At 66.2% G+C, this 17,371-nt stretch carries 21 protein-coding genes; 9 read left to right on the top strand and 12 right to left on the bottom strand.

The genetic code is table 11. The features are described 5' to 3' along the window. Positions 1-148: 148 nt before the first annotated feature. Complete coding sequence (locus ACWF4Z_RS13110) at positions 149-838, top strand: hypothetical protein (protein WP_452243221.1); 690 nt, start codon at positions 149-151, stop codon at positions 836-838. Between the two features lie 96 nt (positions 839-934). Here ACWF4Z_RS13110 and ACWF4Z_RS13105 read toward each other — a convergent pair whose 3' ends face one another. Both ACWF4Z_RS13105 and ACWF4Z_RS13100 read right to left on the bottom strand, forming a co-directional pair. After that, the gene (locus ACWF4Z_RS13105; protein WP_452243220.1) at positions 935-1,477 is read right to left on the bottom strand and encodes an AAA family ATPase; all 543 of its coding nucleotides are present in this window, start codon (positions 1,475-1,477) and stop codon (positions 935-937) included. A 153-nt stretch (positions 1,478-1,630) separates the two neighbouring features. Continuing rightward, entirely contained in the window at positions 1,631-2,131 is a 501-nt protein-coding gene (locus tag ACWF4Z_RS13100; protein ID WP_452243219.1) for an ArsR/SmtB family transcription factor, read from the bottom strand. A gap of 57 nt (positions 2,132-2,188) precedes the next feature. Between ACWF4Z_RS13100 and ACWF4Z_RS13095 the strand changes: the two genes are divergently transcribed. Beyond that, positions 2,189-3,064, top strand: coding sequence for a S41 family peptidase (locus tag ACWF4Z_RS13095; RefSeq protein WP_452243218.1), 876 nt, complete (start codon positions 2,189-2,191; stop codon positions 3,062-3,064). 129 nt (positions 3,065-3,193) lie between these two features. Here the strand turns inward: ACWF4Z_RS13095 and ACWF4Z_RS13090 are convergent, their stop codons facing one another. From ACWF4Z_RS13090 to ACWF4Z_RS13075, 4 genes are all read right to left on the bottom strand, one after another. Then, complete coding sequence (locus ACWF4Z_RS13090) at positions 3,194-3,751, bottom strand: hemerythrin domain-containing protein (RefSeq protein WP_452243217.1); 558 nt, start codon at positions 3,749-3,751, stop codon at positions 3,194-3,196. Positions 3,752-3,816: 65 nt separating this feature from the next. After that, positions 3,817-4,206: a VOC family protein gene (locus ACWF4Z_RS13085; RefSeq protein ID WP_452243216.1), complete on the bottom strand. Its 390-nt coding sequence runs from the start codon at positions 4,204-4,206 to the stop codon at positions 3,817-3,819. A 34-nt stretch (positions 4,207-4,240) separates the two neighbouring features. Beyond that, the gene (locus ACWF4Z_RS13080) at positions 4,241-4,618 is read right to left on the bottom strand and encodes a VOC family protein (RefSeq protein ID WP_452243215.1); all 378 of its coding nucleotides are present in this window, start codon (positions 4,616-4,618) and stop codon (positions 4,241-4,243) included. Further along, on the bottom strand, positions 4,618-4,827 hold the full coding sequence (locus tag ACWF4Z_RS13075; protein WP_452243214.1) for a CDGSH iron-sulfur domain-containing protein: 210 nt from the start codon (positions 4,825-4,827) through the stop codon (positions 4,618-4,620). The genes ACWF4Z_RS13080 and ACWF4Z_RS13075 overlap by 1 nt, the downstream gene beginning before the upstream one ends. 76 nt (positions 4,828-4,903) lie before the next feature. Here ACWF4Z_RS13075 and ACWF4Z_RS13070 point away from each other — a divergent pair, with 76 nt between their 5' ends. From ACWF4Z_RS13070 to ACWF4Z_RS13060, 3 genes are all read left to right on the top strand, one after another. Beyond that, positions 4,904-5,869 carry an iron-containing redox enzyme family protein gene (locus ACWF4Z_RS13070; RefSeq protein ID WP_452243213.1) on the top strand — a complete coding sequence of 322 codons (966 nt, stop codon included), beginning with the start codon at positions 4,904-4,906 and terminating at the stop codon, positions 5,867-5,869. Positions 5,870-5,883: 14 nt separating this feature from the next. Then, positions 5,884-7,056: a zinc-dependent alcohol dehydrogenase gene (locus tag ACWF4Z_RS13065; RefSeq protein WP_452243212.1), complete on the top strand. Its 1,173-nt coding sequence runs from the start codon at positions 5,884-5,886 to the stop codon at positions 7,054-7,056. Between the two features lie 133 nt (positions 7,057-7,189). Next, complete coding sequence (locus ACWF4Z_RS13060) at positions 7,190-7,546, top strand: ester cyclase (RefSeq protein ID WP_452243211.1); 357 nt, start codon at positions 7,190-7,192, stop codon at positions 7,544-7,546. A gap of 28 nt (positions 7,547-7,574) precedes the next feature. On the opposite strand, the gene ACWF4Z_RS13055 is transcribed toward ACWF4Z_RS13060, so the two are convergent. From ACWF4Z_RS13055 to ACWF4Z_RS13045, 3 genes are all read right to left on the bottom strand, one after another. After that, positions 7,575-8,768, bottom strand: coding sequence for an MFS transporter (locus tag ACWF4Z_RS13055; protein WP_452243210.1), 1,194 nt, complete (start codon positions 8,766-8,768; stop codon positions 7,575-7,577). Continuing rightward, on the bottom strand, positions 8,765-9,250 hold the full coding sequence (locus tag ACWF4Z_RS13050) for a MarR family winged helix-turn-helix transcriptional regulator (protein WP_452243209.1): 486 nt from the start codon (positions 9,248-9,250) through the stop codon (positions 8,765-8,767). The genes ACWF4Z_RS13055 and ACWF4Z_RS13050 overlap by 4 nt, the downstream gene beginning before the upstream one ends. A 214-nt stretch (positions 9,251-9,464) precedes the next feature. Next, the gene (locus ACWF4Z_RS13045; protein ID WP_452243208.1) at positions 9,465-10,232 is read right to left on the bottom strand and encodes a GAF and ANTAR domain-containing protein; all 768 of its coding nucleotides are present in this window, start codon (positions 10,230-10,232) and stop codon (positions 9,465-9,467) included. A gap of 49 nt (positions 10,233-10,281) precedes the next feature. Here ACWF4Z_RS13045 and ACWF4Z_RS13040 point away from each other — a divergent pair, with 49 nt between their 5' ends. Beyond that, positions 10,282-10,713, top strand: a complete 432-nt coding sequence (locus ACWF4Z_RS13040) for a hypothetical protein (RefSeq protein WP_452243207.1) — start codon at positions 10,282-10,284, stop codon at positions 10,711-10,713. A 36-nt stretch (positions 10,714-10,749) separates the two neighbouring features. Here ACWF4Z_RS13040 and ACWF4Z_RS13035 read toward each other — a convergent pair whose 3' ends face one another. Continuing rightward, complete coding sequence (locus tag ACWF4Z_RS13035) at positions 10,750-11,364, bottom strand: flavodoxin family protein (RefSeq protein WP_452243206.1); 615 nt, start codon at positions 11,362-11,364, stop codon at positions 10,750-10,752. A gap of 145 nt (positions 11,365-11,509) precedes the next feature. After that, complete coding sequence (locus ACWF4Z_RS13030) at positions 11,510-12,172, bottom strand: fasciclin domain-containing protein (RefSeq protein WP_452243205.1); 663 nt, start codon at positions 12,170-12,172, stop codon at positions 11,510-11,512. A gap of 242 nt (positions 12,173-12,414) precedes the next feature. Here ACWF4Z_RS13030 and ACWF4Z_RS13025 point away from each other — a divergent pair, with 242 nt between their 5' ends. The 3 genes from ACWF4Z_RS13025 to ACWF4Z_RS13015 all read left to right on the top strand — a co-directional run bounded on the left by ACWF4Z_RS13025 (position 12,415) and on the right by ACWF4Z_RS13015 (position 15,520). Next, on the top strand, positions 12,415-14,205 hold the full coding sequence (locus tag ACWF4Z_RS13025; RefSeq protein ID WP_452243204.1) for a cytochrome c biogenesis protein CcdA: 1,791 nt from the start codon (positions 12,415-12,417) through the stop codon (positions 14,203-14,205). 39 nt (positions 14,206-14,244) lie between these two features. Next, positions 14,245-14,745: a hypothetical protein gene (locus tag ACWF4Z_RS13020; RefSeq protein WP_452243203.1), complete on the top strand. Its 501-nt coding sequence runs from the start codon at positions 14,245-14,247 to the stop codon at positions 14,743-14,745. 97 nt (positions 14,746-14,842) lie between these two features. Then, the gene (locus ACWF4Z_RS13015) at positions 14,843-15,520 is read left to right on the top strand and encodes a DUF3137 domain-containing protein (RefSeq protein WP_452243202.1); all 678 of its coding nucleotides are present in this window, start codon (positions 14,843-14,845) and stop codon (positions 15,518-15,520) included. Positions 15,521-15,924: 404 nt separating this feature from the next. Here ACWF4Z_RS13015 and ACWF4Z_RS13010 read toward each other — a convergent pair whose 3' ends face one another. Then, a complete protein-coding gene (locus ACWF4Z_RS13010) occupies positions 15,925-17,253 on the bottom strand; it encodes an FAD-binding oxidoreductase (RefSeq protein ID WP_452243201.1) in 1,329 nt (442 codons plus the stop codon). Between the last annotated feature and the right edge of the window lie 118 nt (positions 17,254-17,371).

Below are 17,371 nucleotides of genomic sequence, written 5' to 3'. Positions count from 1 at the left end.
ACGGGAGAGATCGTCGGGGTTCCCGGCAGTAGGCATTGGCGTAGTTGGTCTCTCGTTCTTCGGAGCAAGTCGAGTCGTTTGGATCGTGAACCGGATGTCTGGGGTTCGTCGTACTGGTGCCGAAGCGATTCGCGATGGGGGAGAGAGAATGATGGTGCATACAGAGGTGGCTGCGGAGCGGTTGGCGCCGGAGCTGGGGCTGCGGCGGGTGGGGTTGCTGATTTCGACGGTTGTCGGGCCTGCGGGGCTGGTGGTGTCGAACCTCCTGTTCGCGTTGATGACGCTGCATGGTGGGACCGACGAGACCGGCGCAGACTCGTTGGCGTTGGCAACGGCTCACCCGGGCGAAGCGAGGTTCGCGACGTTCGCGGCGATCGTTGGATCGTTGTTCATGGTGCCGGCGGCGATCGCGGCGATGCGGGTCATCGGTAGTCGTTCGGCCCGGTTGGGGTTCATTTCGGGCACGCTCGTTGCCGCGGGCTACATCTGCTATTTCGGTGTGGGCGTGTTCAACACCGTGGTCCTGGCCATGGCCGAGCACGGCGGTCCGATGGGGGACTTCGCCTCGGTGCTCGATGCGTCACAGGGAGGTGATCCAGCCTTCGGATGGATCTTCTTCGTCTTTATCCTCGGCAATATCGTCGGCACTTTGATGCTCGGGATTGCGCTGCTGCGGAGCAAGGCCGTCCCGACCTTCGCGGCCGCCTTCATCACCGCCTGGCCGCCGTTGCACATCGTCGGTTTGTTTGTCCTGGGCAACGAGTGGCCAGAGGTCCTGGGTGGCGTGCTGCAGCTGATCGGTTTCGTGGCCGTCGGGAATCGTGTGCTGCGCAAATAGTCACCGATGACGACCTGCGGGTCGTCGGTGTTTGCGACGAGCTGGTTATGACGAGTCAGTCGTGGATCTGCCGGTTCGAAGAGGTTGGATCGTGTTTTAGGAGTAGTCGGTGGTGAGGGTCGGCCAGCGGTTGGTGGCCCATGCGGGCCAGGTTGTCCATGGTTGGGGTGGAGACGGGGTGTCTTGGCCGGCTAGTTCGGCGGCGTCGGGGGCCTGGAACTTGGCGCGCCAGGTGATGACGTCGGCTTCGGGCATTGGGAAGGTTTGAGGCGTGGTGGCTTGGCGGTGGGCGATGCGGGCGAGTTGGACGTCCAGGTCGACGGGCAGATAGACGACCTGGCACGGTACGCCGGCTTGGGCGGCCAGCCAACGTAGGGCCGATCGCTCGTCTCGGCCCCAGAGGCCGAAGTCGAGGACCACGCTGGTGCCCAGCCGCAGCGTCCGCAGTGCGACCGTGATCATCCAGCCTTCCAAGAGGTCACGCTTGCCCTCGGCCCGCAACGAGGTGCCGAACAGGGAAAGGTGCCATTCGTCCGGGGTGAACCGCAGCGCATCGTGTGACTTCGCCAGTTCTTGAGCTCGGGTGGTCTTACCGGCACCTGGAAGCCCGACCATCAAGAACAGTGTGGCGACTGGCATCGCTGGATCTCCTCGAACATGACGCGGGCCTCAGCCCCCTCCGGACCCAGCCACCGTACTCGCCGGCCTGAGGCCTGCCCGGCCTGAGGCCTGCCCGGCCTGAGGCCTGCCCGGCCTGAGGCCTGCCTGGCCTGAGCCCTGTGGCGCAAGGAGTTAGCGGGTGTGGCCGTGCTGGTAGACGGTTACTGCTACGCCGTAGCGGTGTTCGCGGGGGTTGGCTGGTTCTAGTTGGTTGACGATGGTGTCCAGGTGGGCGGCCAGGGCGGCGGCTTGGCGGGCGGTCAGGCGGAGGATGCGGTGGTTGAGGAGGGCCTGGGGGTCGCCGGCGATCTCGCTGGTCAGGTTGCTCATCATCGCGAAGAGGGCGGCGTTGTCCGGGCCGCCCTCGAACTTGATGCGTCGAGCCGGGCGGACGTAGTACTGCTCGGTGCCGCCTCGCACTGTGCGCGTGGGGCCCTTGTGTATCAGTCCGGCCGCGACGAGGACTGCCAAGTGATGCGCCACGTTGCCTTTGTTGATCATCAGGCGATTGGCGAGCTGGCTGACGGTCGCCGCGCTCTCGCCCAGCTCCAGGAGCAAGCGGTGCCGAGTGGGATGGCTGAGGGCGCGAGCCTGGACGGGGTTGGTGGCGTCGAGCAGCTCTGGCACTGTCACGAAATCAAGCGTTAAGAGCAGTTGTCGCTTTGTCAAGCGGGCTGCTGGACTCGGCGCATGACGATCACAGCAGATCTGACCGACCGAATCGCCGCCCTGGTGGACGAAAACTACGTCTTCCCCGAGGTTGCCAAGGACATCGTCGCCGGACTGGCCGGCGTTGACACAGCTGGCGATCCGTCCGCGACCGCCGCGCGACTGACCGAGCGCCTGCAGGCGGTCAACCACGATCGGCATCTGCGGGTGCGGTATCGCCCGTCCGGTGCGTTGGCCAGTCCTGACGACTGGGAGCAGCACTACGCCGCCGAGGCGGTCCGCAATGCCGGCGGCATCAGTCGGGTGGAGCGGTTGGACGAACACACCGGTTTGCTGGCCATCGCGCCGTACACGTCGCCGGTGCACTTGGCCGAGCGCTACATCGTTGCCGCTTTCGACCTGTTGGCCGGCGTCGACCGGTTGGTGATCGACCTGCGCGCCGGTCGGGGCGGCATTCCCGAGACGGTGGCGTTCATCTGCGGCTACCTGCTCGGCGACGAGCCGGTGCACCTGCAGGACATCGTCTCGCGTGACGGCACGGCACGGCAGTTCTGGACGAACCCGGCCGCGGGTCGCCTGCCGCTGACAGTACCCATCACCGTGTTGACCAGCGCCGCGACATTCTCCGGATGTGAGGAACTGGCGTACAACCTGCAGGCGCAGGGCCGAGCAACGGTCGTCGGTGAGCGAACCGGCGGTGGGGCGCATCCGGTCGAGATCTTCGAACTGACCGAGACGTTGGAACTGACCGTGCCGGTCGCCCGGTCGGTGAACGCGACCACGGGCACGAACTGGGAGCAGATCGGCGTGGTCCCGGAGGTCGAATGCCCGGCCGACGCCGCGCTCGAGCGCGCGCTTGAGGGCAGCGTCCAAACCGCAGAGCCGGTACGGCGCTGACTCGGCTCGCAGGCCGAACCGCTCAACGGTACGGCGCTGGTCGGCGTACTGACTTTTCTCGGCCCGCACGGCCTCCCGGCCGCGGCGCTGCGGCCGGTCGGCTCGTTCGTCGGGTGACGCCCGCTCGGCTCAGAGGTCGGCGGCGTCCTCGACCTTCTTCTTGAGTTGGTCCTTGGTGAGGCCGGAGGTGCCGGTCAGGTCGGCGTTCGCGGCCTGTTGGGCCAACTCTTCCTTGGTGATCTCGCCGGGCTGTTCGCCGAGGTGCTGCTTGCGACTGGCGGCGAAGGCGTCGGCGAGCTCGGTACGACGGGCGTCGGACAGGTTGGCCCGCATTCCGGGGAGGACCTTCGTTTCCTCCTCTTCGACGTGATGCGAGATCGCGTCGACGAGGTTCTGCAGCGCCTTGTCGAAGGCCGCGGAGGTCGGGTCGGTCTCGGCCAGCTTGGCGAGCAGCAGGTCTGCCTCGATGTGCTCCTGCTGACTGTGGGAGACGTCTTCCTTCTCGCCGGCCTCGGCCGCGGCGACCGGATACACCTCGGCCTCCTCGGCCCGGCTGTGCGCGGTCAACAGCGTCGTCAGCACCGGCAGCAGAGTGGGACGCTTCTCCGGGTTCTCCTTGAGCTCGTCGAACAACCGCTCGACCTCGCGGTGGTCCTGCATGATCAGGTCGACAACATCCCCGGGCATCTCATCATCCTCTCGACTGGGCACTTCGTAGCCACCGTGTACCCCGCCCCAATCAGCGACGGTCATCAGGGTTCGACAGAGATAACGCAGAACTCGTTGCCGTCCGGGTCGCGGAGCACGATGAAGTCGTGTTCGGCCGGGTAGTCCCAGTCGTCGACGACAGCGGCTCCGAGCCTGACCAGACGCTCGATGTGCTGGTCCCGGTCCTTCGTGTACAGGTCGATGTGGACCGGTGCCGCGTCAGCGGAGATCTGTTCGGCTCGCTGGAGGAGCACGCTCGGGCCGGCGCCGTCCGGGTCGGTGAGCTTCGCGAACTGGTCATCGGCGCCGATCCGGTCGGGCGGTGTGTAGCCGAGGGCCGCGGACCAGAAAGCAGCGGACCTGTCCATATCGAGCGAGTTCACGACGATCGTGGCCAAGCGCAGGTCCCCGACCTCGGAAGGTTTCGCGTTCATGGCCTCCTCCTTCTGGATTGCTGATGCCGGGTGGTCAGAAGCCTGGGAGGAAGAGGCAGATGAGGTGGCCGTGGGGGTCGCGGATGACTCGTACGCCGTCGGGTTGTGGCTGGTGGTCCTCCACGGTTGCGCCGAGGCTGACCGCGCGAGCGGTGTCGTGTTCCAGGTCGTCGACCTGGACGTCGAGGTGCGCCTGCATCTGCTGGTCACCGGGCTGCTGCGGCCAGACCGGCCGCGTGTGGTCGGTCTCCAGTTGGAAACTGAGACTGGGCCGGTCGCGGTCCGGGTGCTGGACCCGGGCCCAGCCGGACTCACTGCTGGTGATCTCCCAGCCCAGCAGGTCGCGGTAGAAGGTGGCCAGCGTGGGCGGGTCCGGCGTACCGAGGACGGTTGCGACGAGTTTGGCCGCCATCAGCGCTCCCGGCGGGTGCGCAGCGAGTGCGTGCCGTCGCAGAGCGGAGCGATGCCGGAGCGGCCGCAGCGGCACAGCGCGATGGTACGGCGGCCGGTGGGGACACGGCGGCCGTCCTCGTCGAGGAGCTCGAAGTCCCCACGGACCAGGATCGGGCCGTTCGGATAGGCGCGGAGCACGGTCGCGCGGTCCTCGGTATTCGCTGTCATGTCCGAACCGGTACCCACCGAACATGCGGTTTCCTCCCGGGTACTGGGGCGAGGCCTGACAGACAAGGAGACATCCATGCAGTTGCCACCCCCACGAGGCCCCTTGAGCGGCTGGCTGACGAGCCGGCTTCACGGTCGTCGGAGCGATGCGATCGCGGTCATCGGGTCGGCGACACCGTGGGCGGACGAGGATCTGCAGCTCGCGTTGTGGGTCGCGTACGAGCTCCACTACCGCGGCTTCGACGATGCGGTTGCGGACGGCCAGTGGGATCCGCAGATCATTGCCTTCCGCACCGAGTTGGAGCGACCGTGGACGGCCTGGCTCGAATCGAACTGCCGGGTGCAGCCGACCGATGCGCCGGTGGCCGAACAGCTCCGTACGTTGGTCGATGCCGATGATGGCCCGAAGTTGGCGGCGTACTTGCGGCGGCACGCGACGCTCGAGCAGTTCCGTGAGTTCGTGCTGAATCGGTCGGTCTACCAGCTGAAGGAGGCGGACCCGCACAGCTTCGGCATTCCCCGGCTGGACGGTGCCGCGAAGGCCGCGCTGGTGGAGATCCAGTCCGACGAGTACGGCGCCGGACGCGCCGAGCGGATGCACGCCGAACTCTTCCGGACCACGATGCGCTGGCTCGGTCTGAATGATGCCTACGGCCACTATGTGCCTCAGGTACGCGCCGTAACGCTGGCGATCTCCAACGTGATGTCGTTCTTCGCGATGCATCGGCGCTGGACGCCGGCCTTGCTCGGTCACCTGGCGGCGCTGGAGATGACGTCCACGCTGCCCAACCGTCAGTACGCCACGGGCGCGGCCCGCCTCGGCGCCACCGACGTACAGGCGCGCTACTTCACCGAGCACGTCGAGGCGGATGCGGTCCACGAGCAGATCGCCGCGCACGACCTGTGCGGCAGCTACGTCCAGGATCATCCGTCCGCGATCGGAGACGTCCTCTTCGGAGCCCGCTGCTCCCTTGCCTTGGACAACTTGTTCGCCGAACACCTGATGAGCACCTGGCACACCCCGGCCCAACGAGCCGGCTGACCCGAGGAGCATTCGTGAAGGCACTGACCTGGCAGGGCAAGCGGAAGATCGAGTACGGCGACGTGCCGGATCCGCGGATCGAGCAGCCGACGGACGCAGTGATCAAGGTGACGTCGAGCGGGATCTGCGGCTCGGATCTGCACCTGTACGAGGTGATGGGGCCGTTCCTGGACGCGGGCGATGTGCTCGGTCACGAGGTGATCGGGATCGTCGAGGAGACCGGTTCCGAGGTGACCAACCTGAGTGTCGGCGACCGCGTCGTCGTACCGTTCCAGATCGCGTGTGGCTCGTGTTTCATGTGCGACCAAGGTCTGCAGACGCAGTGTGAGACCACGCAGGTGCGGGACCAGGGGATGGGTGCGGCGCTGTTCGGCTACACCAAGCTCTACGGGCAGGTCCCCGGCGGTCAGACGGAGTACCTGCGCGTCCCGCAGGCGCAGTACGGGCCGATCAAGGTGCCGCACGGTCCGCCGGACGACCGCTTCGTGTACTTGTCCGACGTACTGCCGACAGCCTGGCAGGCGGTCGAGTACGCCGGGATCCCGAAGGGCGGCACGGTCGCAGTACTGGGTCTTGGCCCGATCGGCGACATGGCCTGCCGGATCGCGCTGCACCGCGGCCACCGGGTCATCGGCGTCGATCTCGTCCCGGAGCGGTTGGAGCGGGCGAGGCTGTACGGCGTCGAGACCCTCGAGTACAGCGACGACGCGGCCGAGGCGATCCGGACACTCACCGCTGGGCGCGGGCCGGACTCGGTGATCGATGCCGTCGGCATGGAAGCGCACGGTTCGCCGGCCGCTAAGTTCGCCCAGCAGGCGGCGGGGTTGCTGCCGGATGTGATCCAGCGGCCGTTCATGCAGAAAGCCGGTGTGGATCGGCTCGCCGCGTTCCTGCTGGCGATCGACGTCGTACGGCGTGGTGGCACGATCTCGCTGATCGGCGTCTACGGAGGGATGGCGGACCCGTTGCCGATGCTGACGATCTTCGACAAGCAGATCCAGCTCCGGATGGGCCAGGCCAACGTCCGCCGCTGGAGCGACGACATCCTCCCGCTCCTCGGCGACGACGACCCCCTCAAGGTCGACTCCTTCGCCACCCACCACCTTCCCCTGGCCGAAGGTCCCGCTGCGTACGAGATGTTCCAGGCCAAACGTGATGGCGCCGTCAAGGTGTTGCTGACCCCGTAGCTGCGGCGGGTTCGAGGGGTGCTCGCAAAGCAACCGCGTGCCGGGCGGCTCGTACGCCTGGATCGAGGTGGTGTTGACGATCGCCGATCCCGCCCAACTGCTAATGGTTGCTGCTAGTGGGCACTGATCGCTCATGGAGCGTGAAGAGCTGGATCGGTTCTATCGGAGCTATCTCGAGCGGTGTAACGAGCACCGGTTCGACGAGTTGAGCGAGTTCGTCGACGGGGAAGTCGAGGTGAATGGCGAGTCACACGACCTGGAGCGCTACGGCGGCGGGCTGCGGTCCGTCGTACAGGAATATCCGGACTTCCACTGGGACCTGCAGCACCTGCTCATTGACGGTGGCTGGTTGAGCGCACACCTGATCGACACCTACACCGCGCCTGACGGACAGGCCGCCAGCTTGCAGGAATTCGCCATGTATCACGTCGCCGACGGAAAGATCATCCAGGTCTGGGGCGACCTCGAACACAGCCGCCTCGCGAAGTAGACCGTTCGACCACTTCCGGCTCTTGGCGTCAGCCCCGTCTGAGGGTGGGGATCGTGCAGGCGATGGCGCCTGCGACGGTGCAGCCGACGGCGGATGCCGCCAGGATCGGTGCGGAGGAGAAGTGGTCGTGGGCGATGGCTCCGACCGCTGCCCCCAGCGGTGCGGCGAGTGCTAGTAGGGCTCGCTGCGTGCCGAAGATCCGGCCGTGGTCGCGCGGATCGGTCCAGCGTTGCAGGGCAGTCGTCTCGATCGCGGAGTACGGGCCCCAGATCGCGCCGGCGGCCACGAAACCCAAGGCCGCGACGACCAACTGATCGGTGAACGCGAGCGGGACCATCAGTCCACCCCAGGTGATCGCTCCGACCGCGTTGACAAGGCCTGGCCGGCGGCGCGAGAGGCGAGCTGCGGCGGGCAGGGTCAGCAACGCGCCGCCGCCGAAGAGAGCCCAGAGCAACGTGTAGCCGCCTAAGCCAGAGCTCAATCGATCCCGGACGAAGTAGGGCATGACGGTTTCGTAGGGTCCGTAGGTGAAGTAGTAGGCCACGGACAGTGCAACAAGGGCGATGACGCGTCGTGGGTACCGTCGGCGGCCCGGCTCGGCCTCGGGCGGCGCGGGGGCAATGTCGTGTTTCGGCGTACGACGAAGACCGACCGCGATGGCCGTCGCACCCAGCATCATGAGAAGCGGGAGCACAAAGGCCGAGCCTGGTCCGAGGACTGACAGCGCCGGCCCGGTCAGGACGGCCCCGAGCAGCATCGGTAGTTGGTCACCAATGCTGAGCAACGCGTTGGCTTTGCCGAGCAGCTCAGGCCGGACCTGGCGTGGGATGAGAGTGCGCGCCGCTGAGTACGTCATGGGTGCTGTGATCCCGGCGGTGGCTCCGAGCGCGAGCACGATCCAGAGGTTGAAGGTTCCGTCGGCGCCCGCGACGACGAGGCCGCCCATCAATGCCGTCCTGGCTGCGCCGTCGAGCACCATCATGCGGACCGGCCCGAACCGGTCGACGGCGCGCCCACCCAGTACGCCGCCAACGAGTGTCGGCAGGCGCATTGCGACGACCAGTAGCGCGGTCTCGGTCCCTGACCATCCCTGTGGGCCTGCGATCCACAGCAGCACGAACAGCAGGAAGTTGTCGGCTGTCGAGGCGAGGGTCCAGGCGGTCGCGAGCCAACGCGTCTCAGTGGGTAGCGACTGTGTGCGAGTGGGGCCGGTGACCGTCACGGGTCCGTCACCGACTGGTCGACCGGGCATCGCCGACAGGCGCGCCAGTCACACAACCGGCACGTGGTGTCCGCATCGACGCGGACCCGTTCGGTCTCGCGGAGTCCTCGCGCCAGCAACGCTGCGAACTGTTTGCGCTCGGCTGCGGTCAACCCGCGCAGAACCTCTTTACTTGCTGTTTCGCGTGCCTGGTTCCAGCCTTGGAGTGCTTCCTCGCCGGCCTCGACCAGGCTCAGCCGCACGGATCGTCCGGCCTTTTCCCGCGACAGGTAGCCGAGGCCCTCCAACCGGTCGACCAGGCGGACGGTACCGGATTGGGTCAGACCGATCCGCGCCCACAACCAGTCGGCGGAACACCCTGGATGACTGCCGATCAGCGTCAGCGCAGCAGCGTCCCGTAGACCGAGCCCGGTCGGCAGCGCGGCGATCAGCGCGTCGTGGCTGCGGAGCGTCCAGGACACCCAGAGATTGCTCTCATGCATGACTCATTCATATATCGGCTCACAGCGGAGCGCCACCCTTGCGGGCATCGGTGCGCTGAACGCCGTCGGGTAACGCCGGTGCGAAGGGAGCGGATTCGACTGCAGAGCACGGCCCCGGGGCTGCTGGTCTGAACTCCCGGGGCCTGGCGATCCGGATCTCGCGCGCGATCAGGATGCCTTGGACAACCAGTGCCCGGGTGTATGCGCTGGGTTGTTACCTGTCAGCGGGGAGTTTGCGGGTCTCGATGAGCTGTACGGCGACGTCGCGCAGTTTGGTGTTGGTGCCTTGGGAATACCGTCTTAGTACGGCGAACGCTTGGTCGCCGTCGAGGTGGTAGCGCTCCATCAGGATGCCCATCGCCTGGCCGACGAGTTTGCGTGCGTCAACGGCTTGCGCCAGGTTGTCCTCTTGCCGGGCGCTGGCGACGGCCACCGAGGCGTGCCGGGCAAGGATGTGCGCGATCGCTTCTTCGTCAGGACCGAATGCGTCGGGTCGAATGCTGTACAGCCCCAGCACTCCAACTGTGCCGGCCGCGGTCGTGAGGGGTACGTCCAGGACGCTGCGCACGCCGAGCTCGAGGACCTTCGTGGCCCACTCCGGCCAGCGATCGTCGATCTTGGTATCGCGGATCAGGACGGTCGAGTGCTCGTGCATCGAAACCGCCAGTGGGCCGGTTCCGCCGACTTGGAATGCGTAGATCTCGGCCACCACCGGGTCGGTGACCGCGGGGATCTCCAGCCGCTTGCCGTTCACGATCAGGGCGACACCGGCATGTGAGCAGTCCAGCGCTTGCAGTGCGAACTGCACGACCGCCTGGACGGTTTCCTCCATACCGGCCGAGTCGTGCAGGTCGAGCGCGAGCTGAGCAAACCGCTCGGCCGCGTCGCCCCCGATCAGGTCGAGTCGCGGCCAGGCCGGAGCGACGGGCGTGCCATAAGTGTTGAGCAGCCGCCGGCGCTCGCCTGAATCCGCCATTCCCATGCAGTCAAGCTAGCTTGACGCCGACCTCTCGTCAAGCTAACTTGACGCAATGAGCGCTGAAACAGGACAGCCCGCAGCAGCTGGGGATGCCAGGAGCCTGGAAGAGTTGCTCGCGGTGTTGCGGGTCAGTGACCGGCGGGAGTCGTATGAGCGTGGGATCGAGCAGGAGCAGGCAGCAGGACATCCGGTCGCGGTGCTCGTGAAGTCCCTGGCGGACTTACCGGGTGTCACCGGACTGGAAGCGCTCCAGGCCAGTCGGCGCGTAGTCGAGCTGCTGACCGGTGCGCGGTGGCACATGATGCGACAGGCCCGCGAAGAAGGCTCGAGCTGGAGTCAGGTGGGCAGCGCCTTGGGGATGAGTAAGCAGGCCGCTTACGACTTCTACCGGCGCAAGCTCGATCAGCACGACGCATCGGCCACCCCCGCCGCGTACAACGAGCCGCGCTCGCGCGCAGCGCTCGGCGACAACTCCGACGGATGACCCAACGCACCCGAAGGTCCCGCCGCGCGCGGTCGGTCAGGAGTCGATCTCTGGGTACTGCTGGTCGCGCAGCAGTCGGGCAAGATGCGCGGCGTTCGCGGCGGCGGTCTTGGTGGTGAGACCGGTCGTGTCGGCCTTCGGTCCGGCGTCCTGGTAGTCCAGCGAACCCATCGCCTCGCCGACCCAGTACGTCGCACCAGCTGCGGGGATCGTGAATCCGACGTCGTTCAACGCCTGGAAGAGTTCCGCGCTGACGTGATGCGCGCCGTCTTCGTTGCCGACGACACCAACTATGGCGACCTTCCCGTACACCAACGGCCGGCCCTGATCGTCTTTCTCGGACAACTCCGCGTCAAGGCGCTCGAGGACCACCTTGCACACACTGGCCGGCTGTCCCATCCAGATCGGCGTCGCGATGATCAGGATGTCCGCGGCCAGCACTTTCTCCCGCAGCGCCGGCCACTCGTCCCCATCACCCTCGTCCACGCTGACCCCGAACCGTACGTCGTGATCGACGACTCGGACGACCTCACCCTCGACGTCGTGATCCGACAGCGCGGTGAGGAGTTCCCGCCCGATCAGCTCCGAACTCGACTTCGCCGGCGACTTCTTCAACGAACAACTCAGCACCAGCGCGCGTAACGTCGTCATCTACAACCTCCGTGTCGACCCCCTGCCGAACCCGCCCGGTAGCCACCGCACGGCAGTCTGAAACCCCCACCGCCCTCCGTAGGCGGACGGTGGTGCCTCCCCCCGAAGAGGAGACACCACCGGTGATGCCGGGTCGGCGGTTTCGTCAGGCCGCCGGCGGCATCAGTACGGTGTCGATCAGGTAGACGGTCGCGTTGGCGGTCTTCACTCCGCCGCAGATGACCTTGGCGTTGTTCACCATCAGGTTGTCGCCCGATCCTGTGACGGTGACGTCCTGCTTCTCGACGGTCGCGTGCTCACCGAGGACCGCGGTCTTGTCGAGCTGACCGGCCACGACGTGGTAGGTCAGGATCTTGCTCAGCAGTGCGTCGTTCGTGCCCAGCGTGGCCATCGTCTTCGCGTCGATCTTCGCGAACGCCGAGTCGACCGGCGCGAACACGGTGAACTCGCCACCGTTCAGCGTCGAGACCAGGTCGACCTTCGGGTTCACCTTGCCGGACACGGCCTTGACCAGCGTGGTGAGCAGCGGGTTGCCCGACGCGGCGGTGGCCAGCGGTGCGGCGGCCATTCCGTCGACGGAACCGGCGCCGGTCGGGTTCTGCTTGGCGTAGTCGGCGCAGCCCGGTCCGACCAGGCCGGACATGTTGTCGGCAGTGGTCGCGCTGGGCGTCTCGGCCGGGGCCGAGCTCGACGAGGTGCTGGTCGACGGCGAGGAGCCGGCGTCATCGTTGCTGCCACAGGCCGCGGTGACGAACAACAGGGAGAGTGCGGACGCGGCGAGGCCGGCGCGAACCAGGTTCTTGGACATGACGAAATCTCTCTTCCGATGTGAGTGACTGAACCGGGGCGACTGGCATGTCCGTCGAACAGCCCGGCTCTGTCGCCACCATGTGCCGTGATCCACTGGGTGGATCGCAGCTGACATCCCTCCTTCGGCGCCGCGGCCGGACCGGATGGGTCGGAGATCGGGAGGACTTTCACCCATCCGGCCGGGTGTTCTGGCTCGAACGGGAGGTGACCTGTTGGAACCTTCTCCGTGGGAGTGACCCGATGTTGACGCTGGCCTTTATCGGATTGGTAGGCGGGCTGATCACCGGGGTCTCGCCCTGCGTCCTGCCGATGCTCCCGATCATCTTCTTCGCCGGCACGGCGGGCAAATCCGACGCTACGACGCCGAAAGTCGTTAAGAAAAAGGCGGTTCTTGAGAACGAGACGGGCGGAACGAACCTGCTGGTCGTCGAATCCGAGTCCGCCGTGAAGCCGCCGCGCGACTTCCGGCCGCTGAAGATCATCGCCGGCATCGTGGTCAGCTTCAGTCTGTTCACGCTGACCGGGTCGGTGATTCTGTCCGCACTCGGTTTGCCGGACAGCTTCCTGCGCTGGGGTGGCCTGACCATCCTCACGGTGGTCGGGCTCGGCCTGATCTTTCCAGCCCTCGGGCATTGGATCGAGAAGCCGTTCTACCGCCTGCCGAAAATCACCAAGAACAACAACGGAGCCTTCGTCCTCGGTCTCGGACTCGGCACCCTCTACGTCCCCTGCGCCGGACCTGTCCTGGCCGCCATCACCGTCGCCGGTGCCACGGGCAACGTTGGCTGGCGGACCGTCGTACTGACCGTCTCGTTCGCGATCGGTGCGGCGCTGCCGCTGCTGATCTTCGCTTCGGCGGGATCGCGGATCTCTCAGCGGGTCAAGGCGTATCGCGAGCACCAGAAGGGATTCCGCATCGGCGGTGGGATCGTCATGATCTTGCTGGCGATCGCGCTCGCCTTCAACATCACCGACGTCATCCAGCGTGCGCTGCCCAGCTACACGAGCGGGCTGGAGAAGAAGGTTGCCGAGAACAAGACCGTCCAGGGCGTCCTTGCTCCGGCGATCGGCCAGGGCGGGCAAGATCTCGCGAAGTGCACGCCGGGCGCGGCCGAGCTTGCGTCGTGCGGTGCGGCGCCGGAGTTCACCGGTACGCAGAAGTGGTTCAACACTCCTGGCGGACAACCGGCCACTCTCGGTGCTTTGCGGGGCAAGGTTGTTCTGGTCGACTTCTGGGCCTACTCGTGCATCAACTGCCAGCGCGCGACACCGCATCTGCTCGCCTGGGACAAGGCTTACAAGGCGCTCGGGCTACAGATCGTCGGGATCCATTCACCGGAGTTCGCGTTCGAGAAGAGCGCCGGGAACCTCGAGTCCGCCGTACGCAAGGAAGGTATCGCTTATCCGGTGGGTCAGGACAACAACCTCGCGACGTGGACGGCGTACCGCAATCAGTACTGGCCGGCGAAGTACCTGATCGATGCCCAGGGCACCGTTCGTTCGATCAAGTTCGGCGAAGGTAGCTATGACCAGACCGAGAACCAGATCCGGCAGCTGTTGAAGGACGCGAACCCGAACGTCCAGCTGCCCGCGCCGGTGGACGGCACGGTGAAGGCCGACTCGATCGGCGCCGAGGGTACGACGCCCGAGACCTACCTGGGGTACTCGCGGTCGACGAACCTCAAGGGCACCGGCGCGCTGACGCCGAACAAGACGGTTGCCTTCGGCCTCAATCCCACCCAGCCGAACGACACCTTCAGCCTCGGCGGCAACTGGGCGGTCGGTACCCAGAGCGTCACCTCCACCCAGGGATCGACGGCCAGGTTGAACTTCAACGCAGCCAAGGTCTTCCACGTCCTGTCCGGCGAAGGCACAGTCACCGTGTCGATCCCCGGCGTACCCGACAAGACGATCAAGGTCAGCGGTACGCCGAATGCCTACCAGCTGGTCGACAACCCCACCCAGCAACGCCAAACGATGACACTGACCTACAGCCCCGGCATCTCAGCCTTCACCTTCAGCTTCGGCTGAGCCCGCATGGAGCAGTCAGGCGTGGGCACCGGGTAGGCCATGCGCACTTGGCTGACCGGCGTTCTCAGCGGACTTCTGTACGGCGTGTTGTTCGCACTCGCCGCGCGCTACCTGATCGCGCACACCTGGACCTCCGCACTGATCGCAGGCGCAGCGACCGGTGTGCCGTTCGGTGTCGCGATGGTGATCATGCGGCGACGTGCGGACCGGTTCTTGGCTGCGCTGCCCGGAGACTTGACCCGGGAACAACGCCGAGCGGCGCTGAGATCATCCCGCGGCGGACCGGTCCCCGACGATCCCGCCGTACGAGCCGCCGCCCTGGACTCCGCCGTGCGACAGTTGGAGCGGTACAAGGCTCGCTGGTTCCGGGCTCTGCTGATCGTTGTCCCCGCCCTCCTCCTACTGAGCGCCGTACTGATTCTCCTCGACAGGGATCACGCGTGGTGGACAGCGAGTCCGCAGTTGGCCGGCGTGGCTGTGCTCGTTCTTCTCGCCCTGGAGCCGCGGCGCCTTCGCCGCCGCATCGCGGTGCTGCGCTGAGCTGCTGGTCGGGGCGGCGCCGACCAGGTCCTCGCTACGATCAGAGCACCAGGAGATGGGGTGGAACCATGAGCGGCGCAGTGCGTCTGTTGAAGACATGATCTGGGAAGCACTCGTCGGTGTCGGCATGGTCTGCGTGGCGCTGGGTATTCCGGCCATCTACCTCTGGATTGCCGTCTCCGAGGAGAACGCGAAGAGCGCACGGTCGCTGCGGCGGGCCCGACGCGGCGGTGAGCTCCGGAGGCTCGGCTGGGTTTCGTGTGATCCGGTGCCCGGGCTGGTGAAGGCGGCGGCGGACATCTTCTACCGAGGTGAGCCGGGTGAGTGCTTCAGCGGAGAGTTCGGTGGACGCTCGGCGTACGTGATGGACTATTCGTACACGCTCGAGTCCGGTCGGTCGGCTGAGATGCAGCACGTTTTCCTGATCTCGTTGGACCTCGGAGTCCGCCTGCCGGAGCTGCGAGCAACGCCCAAGGGGTTTCATGGCGAGTCTTTCAAGGGTCCGGATCTGGAGTTCGAGAGCAGGAGATTCAACAAGGTTTTCCGGATCCAGTGCGAGGACAGGCGGTATGCCTCTGCCGTCCTGAACCCACGGATGATGGAGTGCATGATGCGCAACCGCCGCCTGGTCTGGCAGATCAGAGACCGGACGCTCATCAACTGGGGATCGAATCCGTTCGACGCCGAGGACGTGCTCGCCCGCGTCGGAGCGATGCACGAACTGGTCGAACTGATCCCAGCCTTCGTCTTTCAGGACTATGCCCAGGACATTTGACTTAGAGGGTTATTCAGAACCCTCACAGAAGAAGGCAAAGAGAAAGGAAGGACAGAAAAGATAGAGTTGCTGGGCTCGGTGCGTAGGTGCGGGCGGCCTGTGGTTGGCGTGTCGGGAATGCGACGACCGCGGTGCGTGAGGGATCGGGCCTGTCGAGGACCAGTCGCTGAGTGAGCGGTCCTCCCGCTGGGTGGTTCGAGTCGTGGATTATGGCGTGCTGGGGTGTGTCTGGCCGACCGCGATCCACGACTCGATGCCGGCACGTACTCTGACCCGCCGACCACCACCGGCCCGCCCAGCCCACCCAGGCACCCAGCACCCTCTCGATTTTCTCTTCCCTGCCTTTTTGACGTTCTTGCTCTTGTTCTTTGCTCTGGGTCTTCAAGATCTTCTGAATAACCCTGTTAGAAGATGTTGTTGGGGTCGTGGGTGGTTTTGATGGTGGCGAGGCGGGTTGCGGTGTGGGGGTTGTAGCCGCGGCGGGGGATGAGTTCTTCGGTGGCGAGGTGGTTGACGTAGCCGCCGCGGGTGATGGGTTCGAGGTTTTCCCAGAGGTCGCGGGCCCAGTGGAGGTGCGGTACGGCGTTCGGGTCCTCTGGGGCCCAGGAGGTGAGGATGTCGCACATCCAGGTCGCGTCTCGGTGGGAGAAGGCGCCGTCGTCGATGTCACCGATCGCTCCGCCGATGAGGGTGAAGCCGATCCCGGAGGTGGGACTGGTGAACTGTTCCTGTGCTTTGAGGGCGGCGTCGATCACGGTGTCGTCGAGTGCGTCGAGGAAGGATGCTTTGAGGTAGTACTGGTGGCCGCGGGGTGCCATGGCGTCGGTGGCCTGCTGTAGTGCGGTGTACGGCAGCGGGCCGACCAGATCGACGACAGGTGGACCGAAGGCGCGCAGCGAGGCAAGCGCGGCCTCGCCCTCGGATGGTGGCCCGGTCCACACGGCCTGGACCATCGCCATCGGCTGTCCGTGAAGTTCCGCCGGCAGGAACGGCGCCGGTGGTGCTGTCCCGAGCATCGCCATCACACTGGCGCTCCTGGGTGCGTCGGCAGCCCAGTCCCGGACGAACCTCAGCAGCTCGGGGGCTTTGTCGGCTGGATAGAACAGGGGTCCTCCGAGAACAGGATGGGCCAGCTCGTGCAGCCGGAACTCGAACGACGTGACGACACCGACCGACCCACCACCACCGCGTAGGGCCCACAGCAAGTCGGGGTGATTCCGCTCGTCGACCCGCAGGACTGTGCCGTCGGCGGTGACGAGTTCGGCCGAGATCAAGTTGTCGCAGGTGAGCCCGAAGCGGCGTGACAGCCAGCCAAGCCCGCCGCCCAGCGTTAACCCCGCAACGCCGGTGTCGGACACCGTGCCCCCTGGGATCGCCAGCCCGACTTCCTGGGTCGCGGCATCCAACTCGCGCCAGATCACGCCGGGCCCGACCGTGGCGATCCGTGCGTCGGCGTCGATCCGAATCTCCCGCATGAGCCCGAGGTCGATCACCACACCGCCGTCACAGGTCGACCTGCCCGCGACGTTGTGCCCGCCGCCCCGCACCGCGATCACAAGTCCGTGCTCCCGCGCGTACCGCAACGCCGCTTGCACGTCGGCGGTTCCGGAACATCGCGCGATCAGCGCAGGCCGTTTGTCGATGTGCCCGTTCCACACCCGCCGCGCCTCGTCATAACCAACCGAATCGGGCCAAACCAACTCACCCAAGAACTCCCCACGAAAAACACTCATCCGCCGCAACCCCCAACCGCGCTCACCGGCCAACACCATGGACTCAGACCCGCCGAGACCCCGACGCATCTACCCGCAGTACGCACCCGCCGGCGTATCCGGTTCGCCCAAGACGCCG

It is taken from the genome of Kribbella sp. NPDC055071, from assembly GCF_053608045.1.
This window is presented reverse-complemented; position numbering and strand designations above follow the sequence as displayed.

What these genes read in the sequence shown, in the direction of transcription:
- ACWF4Z_RS13110 (WP_452243221.1), top strand. Translation starts at nt 149, where the DNA reads ATGATGGTGCATACAGAGGTGGCTGCGGAGCGGTTGGCGCCGGAGCTG.
- ACWF4Z_RS13105 (WP_452243220.1), bottom strand. Translation starts at nt 1,477, where the DNA reads ATGCCAGTCGCCACACTGTTCTTGATGGTCGGGCTTCCAGGTGCCGGT.
- ACWF4Z_RS13095 (WP_452243218.1), top strand. Translation starts at nt 2,189, where the DNA reads ATGACGATCACAGCAGATCTGACCGACCGAATCGCCGCCCTGGTGGAC.
- ACWF4Z_RS13090 (WP_452243217.1), bottom strand. Translation starts at nt 3,751, where the DNA reads ATGCCCGGGGATGTTGTCGACCTGATCATGCAGGACCACCGCGAGGTC.
- ACWF4Z_RS13085 (WP_452243216.1), bottom strand. Translation starts at nt 4,206, where the DNA reads ATGAACGCGAAACCTTCCGAGGTCGGGGACCTGCGCTTGGCCACGATC.
- ACWF4Z_RS13080 (WP_452243215.1), bottom strand. Translation starts at nt 4,618, where the DNA reads ATGGCGGCCAAACTCGTCGCAACCGTCCTCGGTACGCCGGACCCGCCC.
- ACWF4Z_RS13075 (WP_452243214.1), bottom strand. Translation starts at nt 4,827, where the DNA reads ATGACAGCGAATACCGAGGACCGCGCGACCGTGCTCCGCGCCTATCCG.
- ACWF4Z_RS13070 (WP_452243213.1), top strand. Translation starts at nt 4,904, where the DNA reads ATGCAGTTGCCACCCCCACGAGGCCCCTTGAGCGGCTGGCTGACGAGC.
- ACWF4Z_RS13060 (WP_452243211.1), top strand. Translation starts at nt 7,190, where the DNA reads ATGGAGCGTGAAGAGCTGGATCGGTTCTATCGGAGCTATCTCGAGCGG.
- ACWF4Z_RS13050 (WP_452243209.1), bottom strand. Translation starts at nt 9,250, where the DNA reads ATGCATGAGAGCAATCTCTGGGTGTCCTGGACGCTCCGCAGCCACGAC.
- ACWF4Z_RS13045 (WP_452243208.1), bottom strand. Translation starts at nt 10,232, where the DNA reads ATGGGAATGGCGGATTCAGGCGAGCGCCGGCGGCTGCTCAACACTTAT.
- ACWF4Z_RS13040 (WP_452243207.1), top strand. Translation starts at nt 10,282, where the DNA reads ATGAGCGCTGAAACAGGACAGCCCGCAGCAGCTGGGGATGCCAGGAGC.
- ACWF4Z_RS13035 (WP_452243206.1), bottom strand. Translation starts at nt 11,364, where the DNA reads ATGACGACGTTACGCGCGCTGGTGCTGAGTTGTTCGTTGAAGAAGTCG.
- ACWF4Z_RS13030 (WP_452243205.1), bottom strand. Translation starts at nt 12,172, where the DNA reads ATGTCCAAGAACCTGGTTCGCGCCGGCCTCGCCGCGTCCGCACTCTCC.
- ACWF4Z_RS13025 (WP_452243204.1), top strand. Translation starts at nt 12,415, where the DNA reads ATGTTGACGCTGGCCTTTATCGGATTGGTAGGCGGGCTGATCACCGGG.
- ACWF4Z_RS13020 (WP_452243203.1), top strand. Translation starts at nt 14,245, where the DNA reads ATGCGCACTTGGCTGACCGGCGTTCTCAGCGGACTTCTGTACGGCGTG.
- ACWF4Z_RS13015 (WP_452243202.1), top strand. Translation starts at nt 14,843, where the DNA reads ATGATCTGGGAAGCACTCGTCGGTGTCGGCATGGTCTGCGTGGCGCTG.
- ACWF4Z_RS13010 (WP_452243201.1), bottom strand. Translation starts at nt 17,253, where the DNA reads ATGAGTGTTTTTCGTGGGGAGTTCTTGGGTGAGTTGGTTTGGCCCGAT.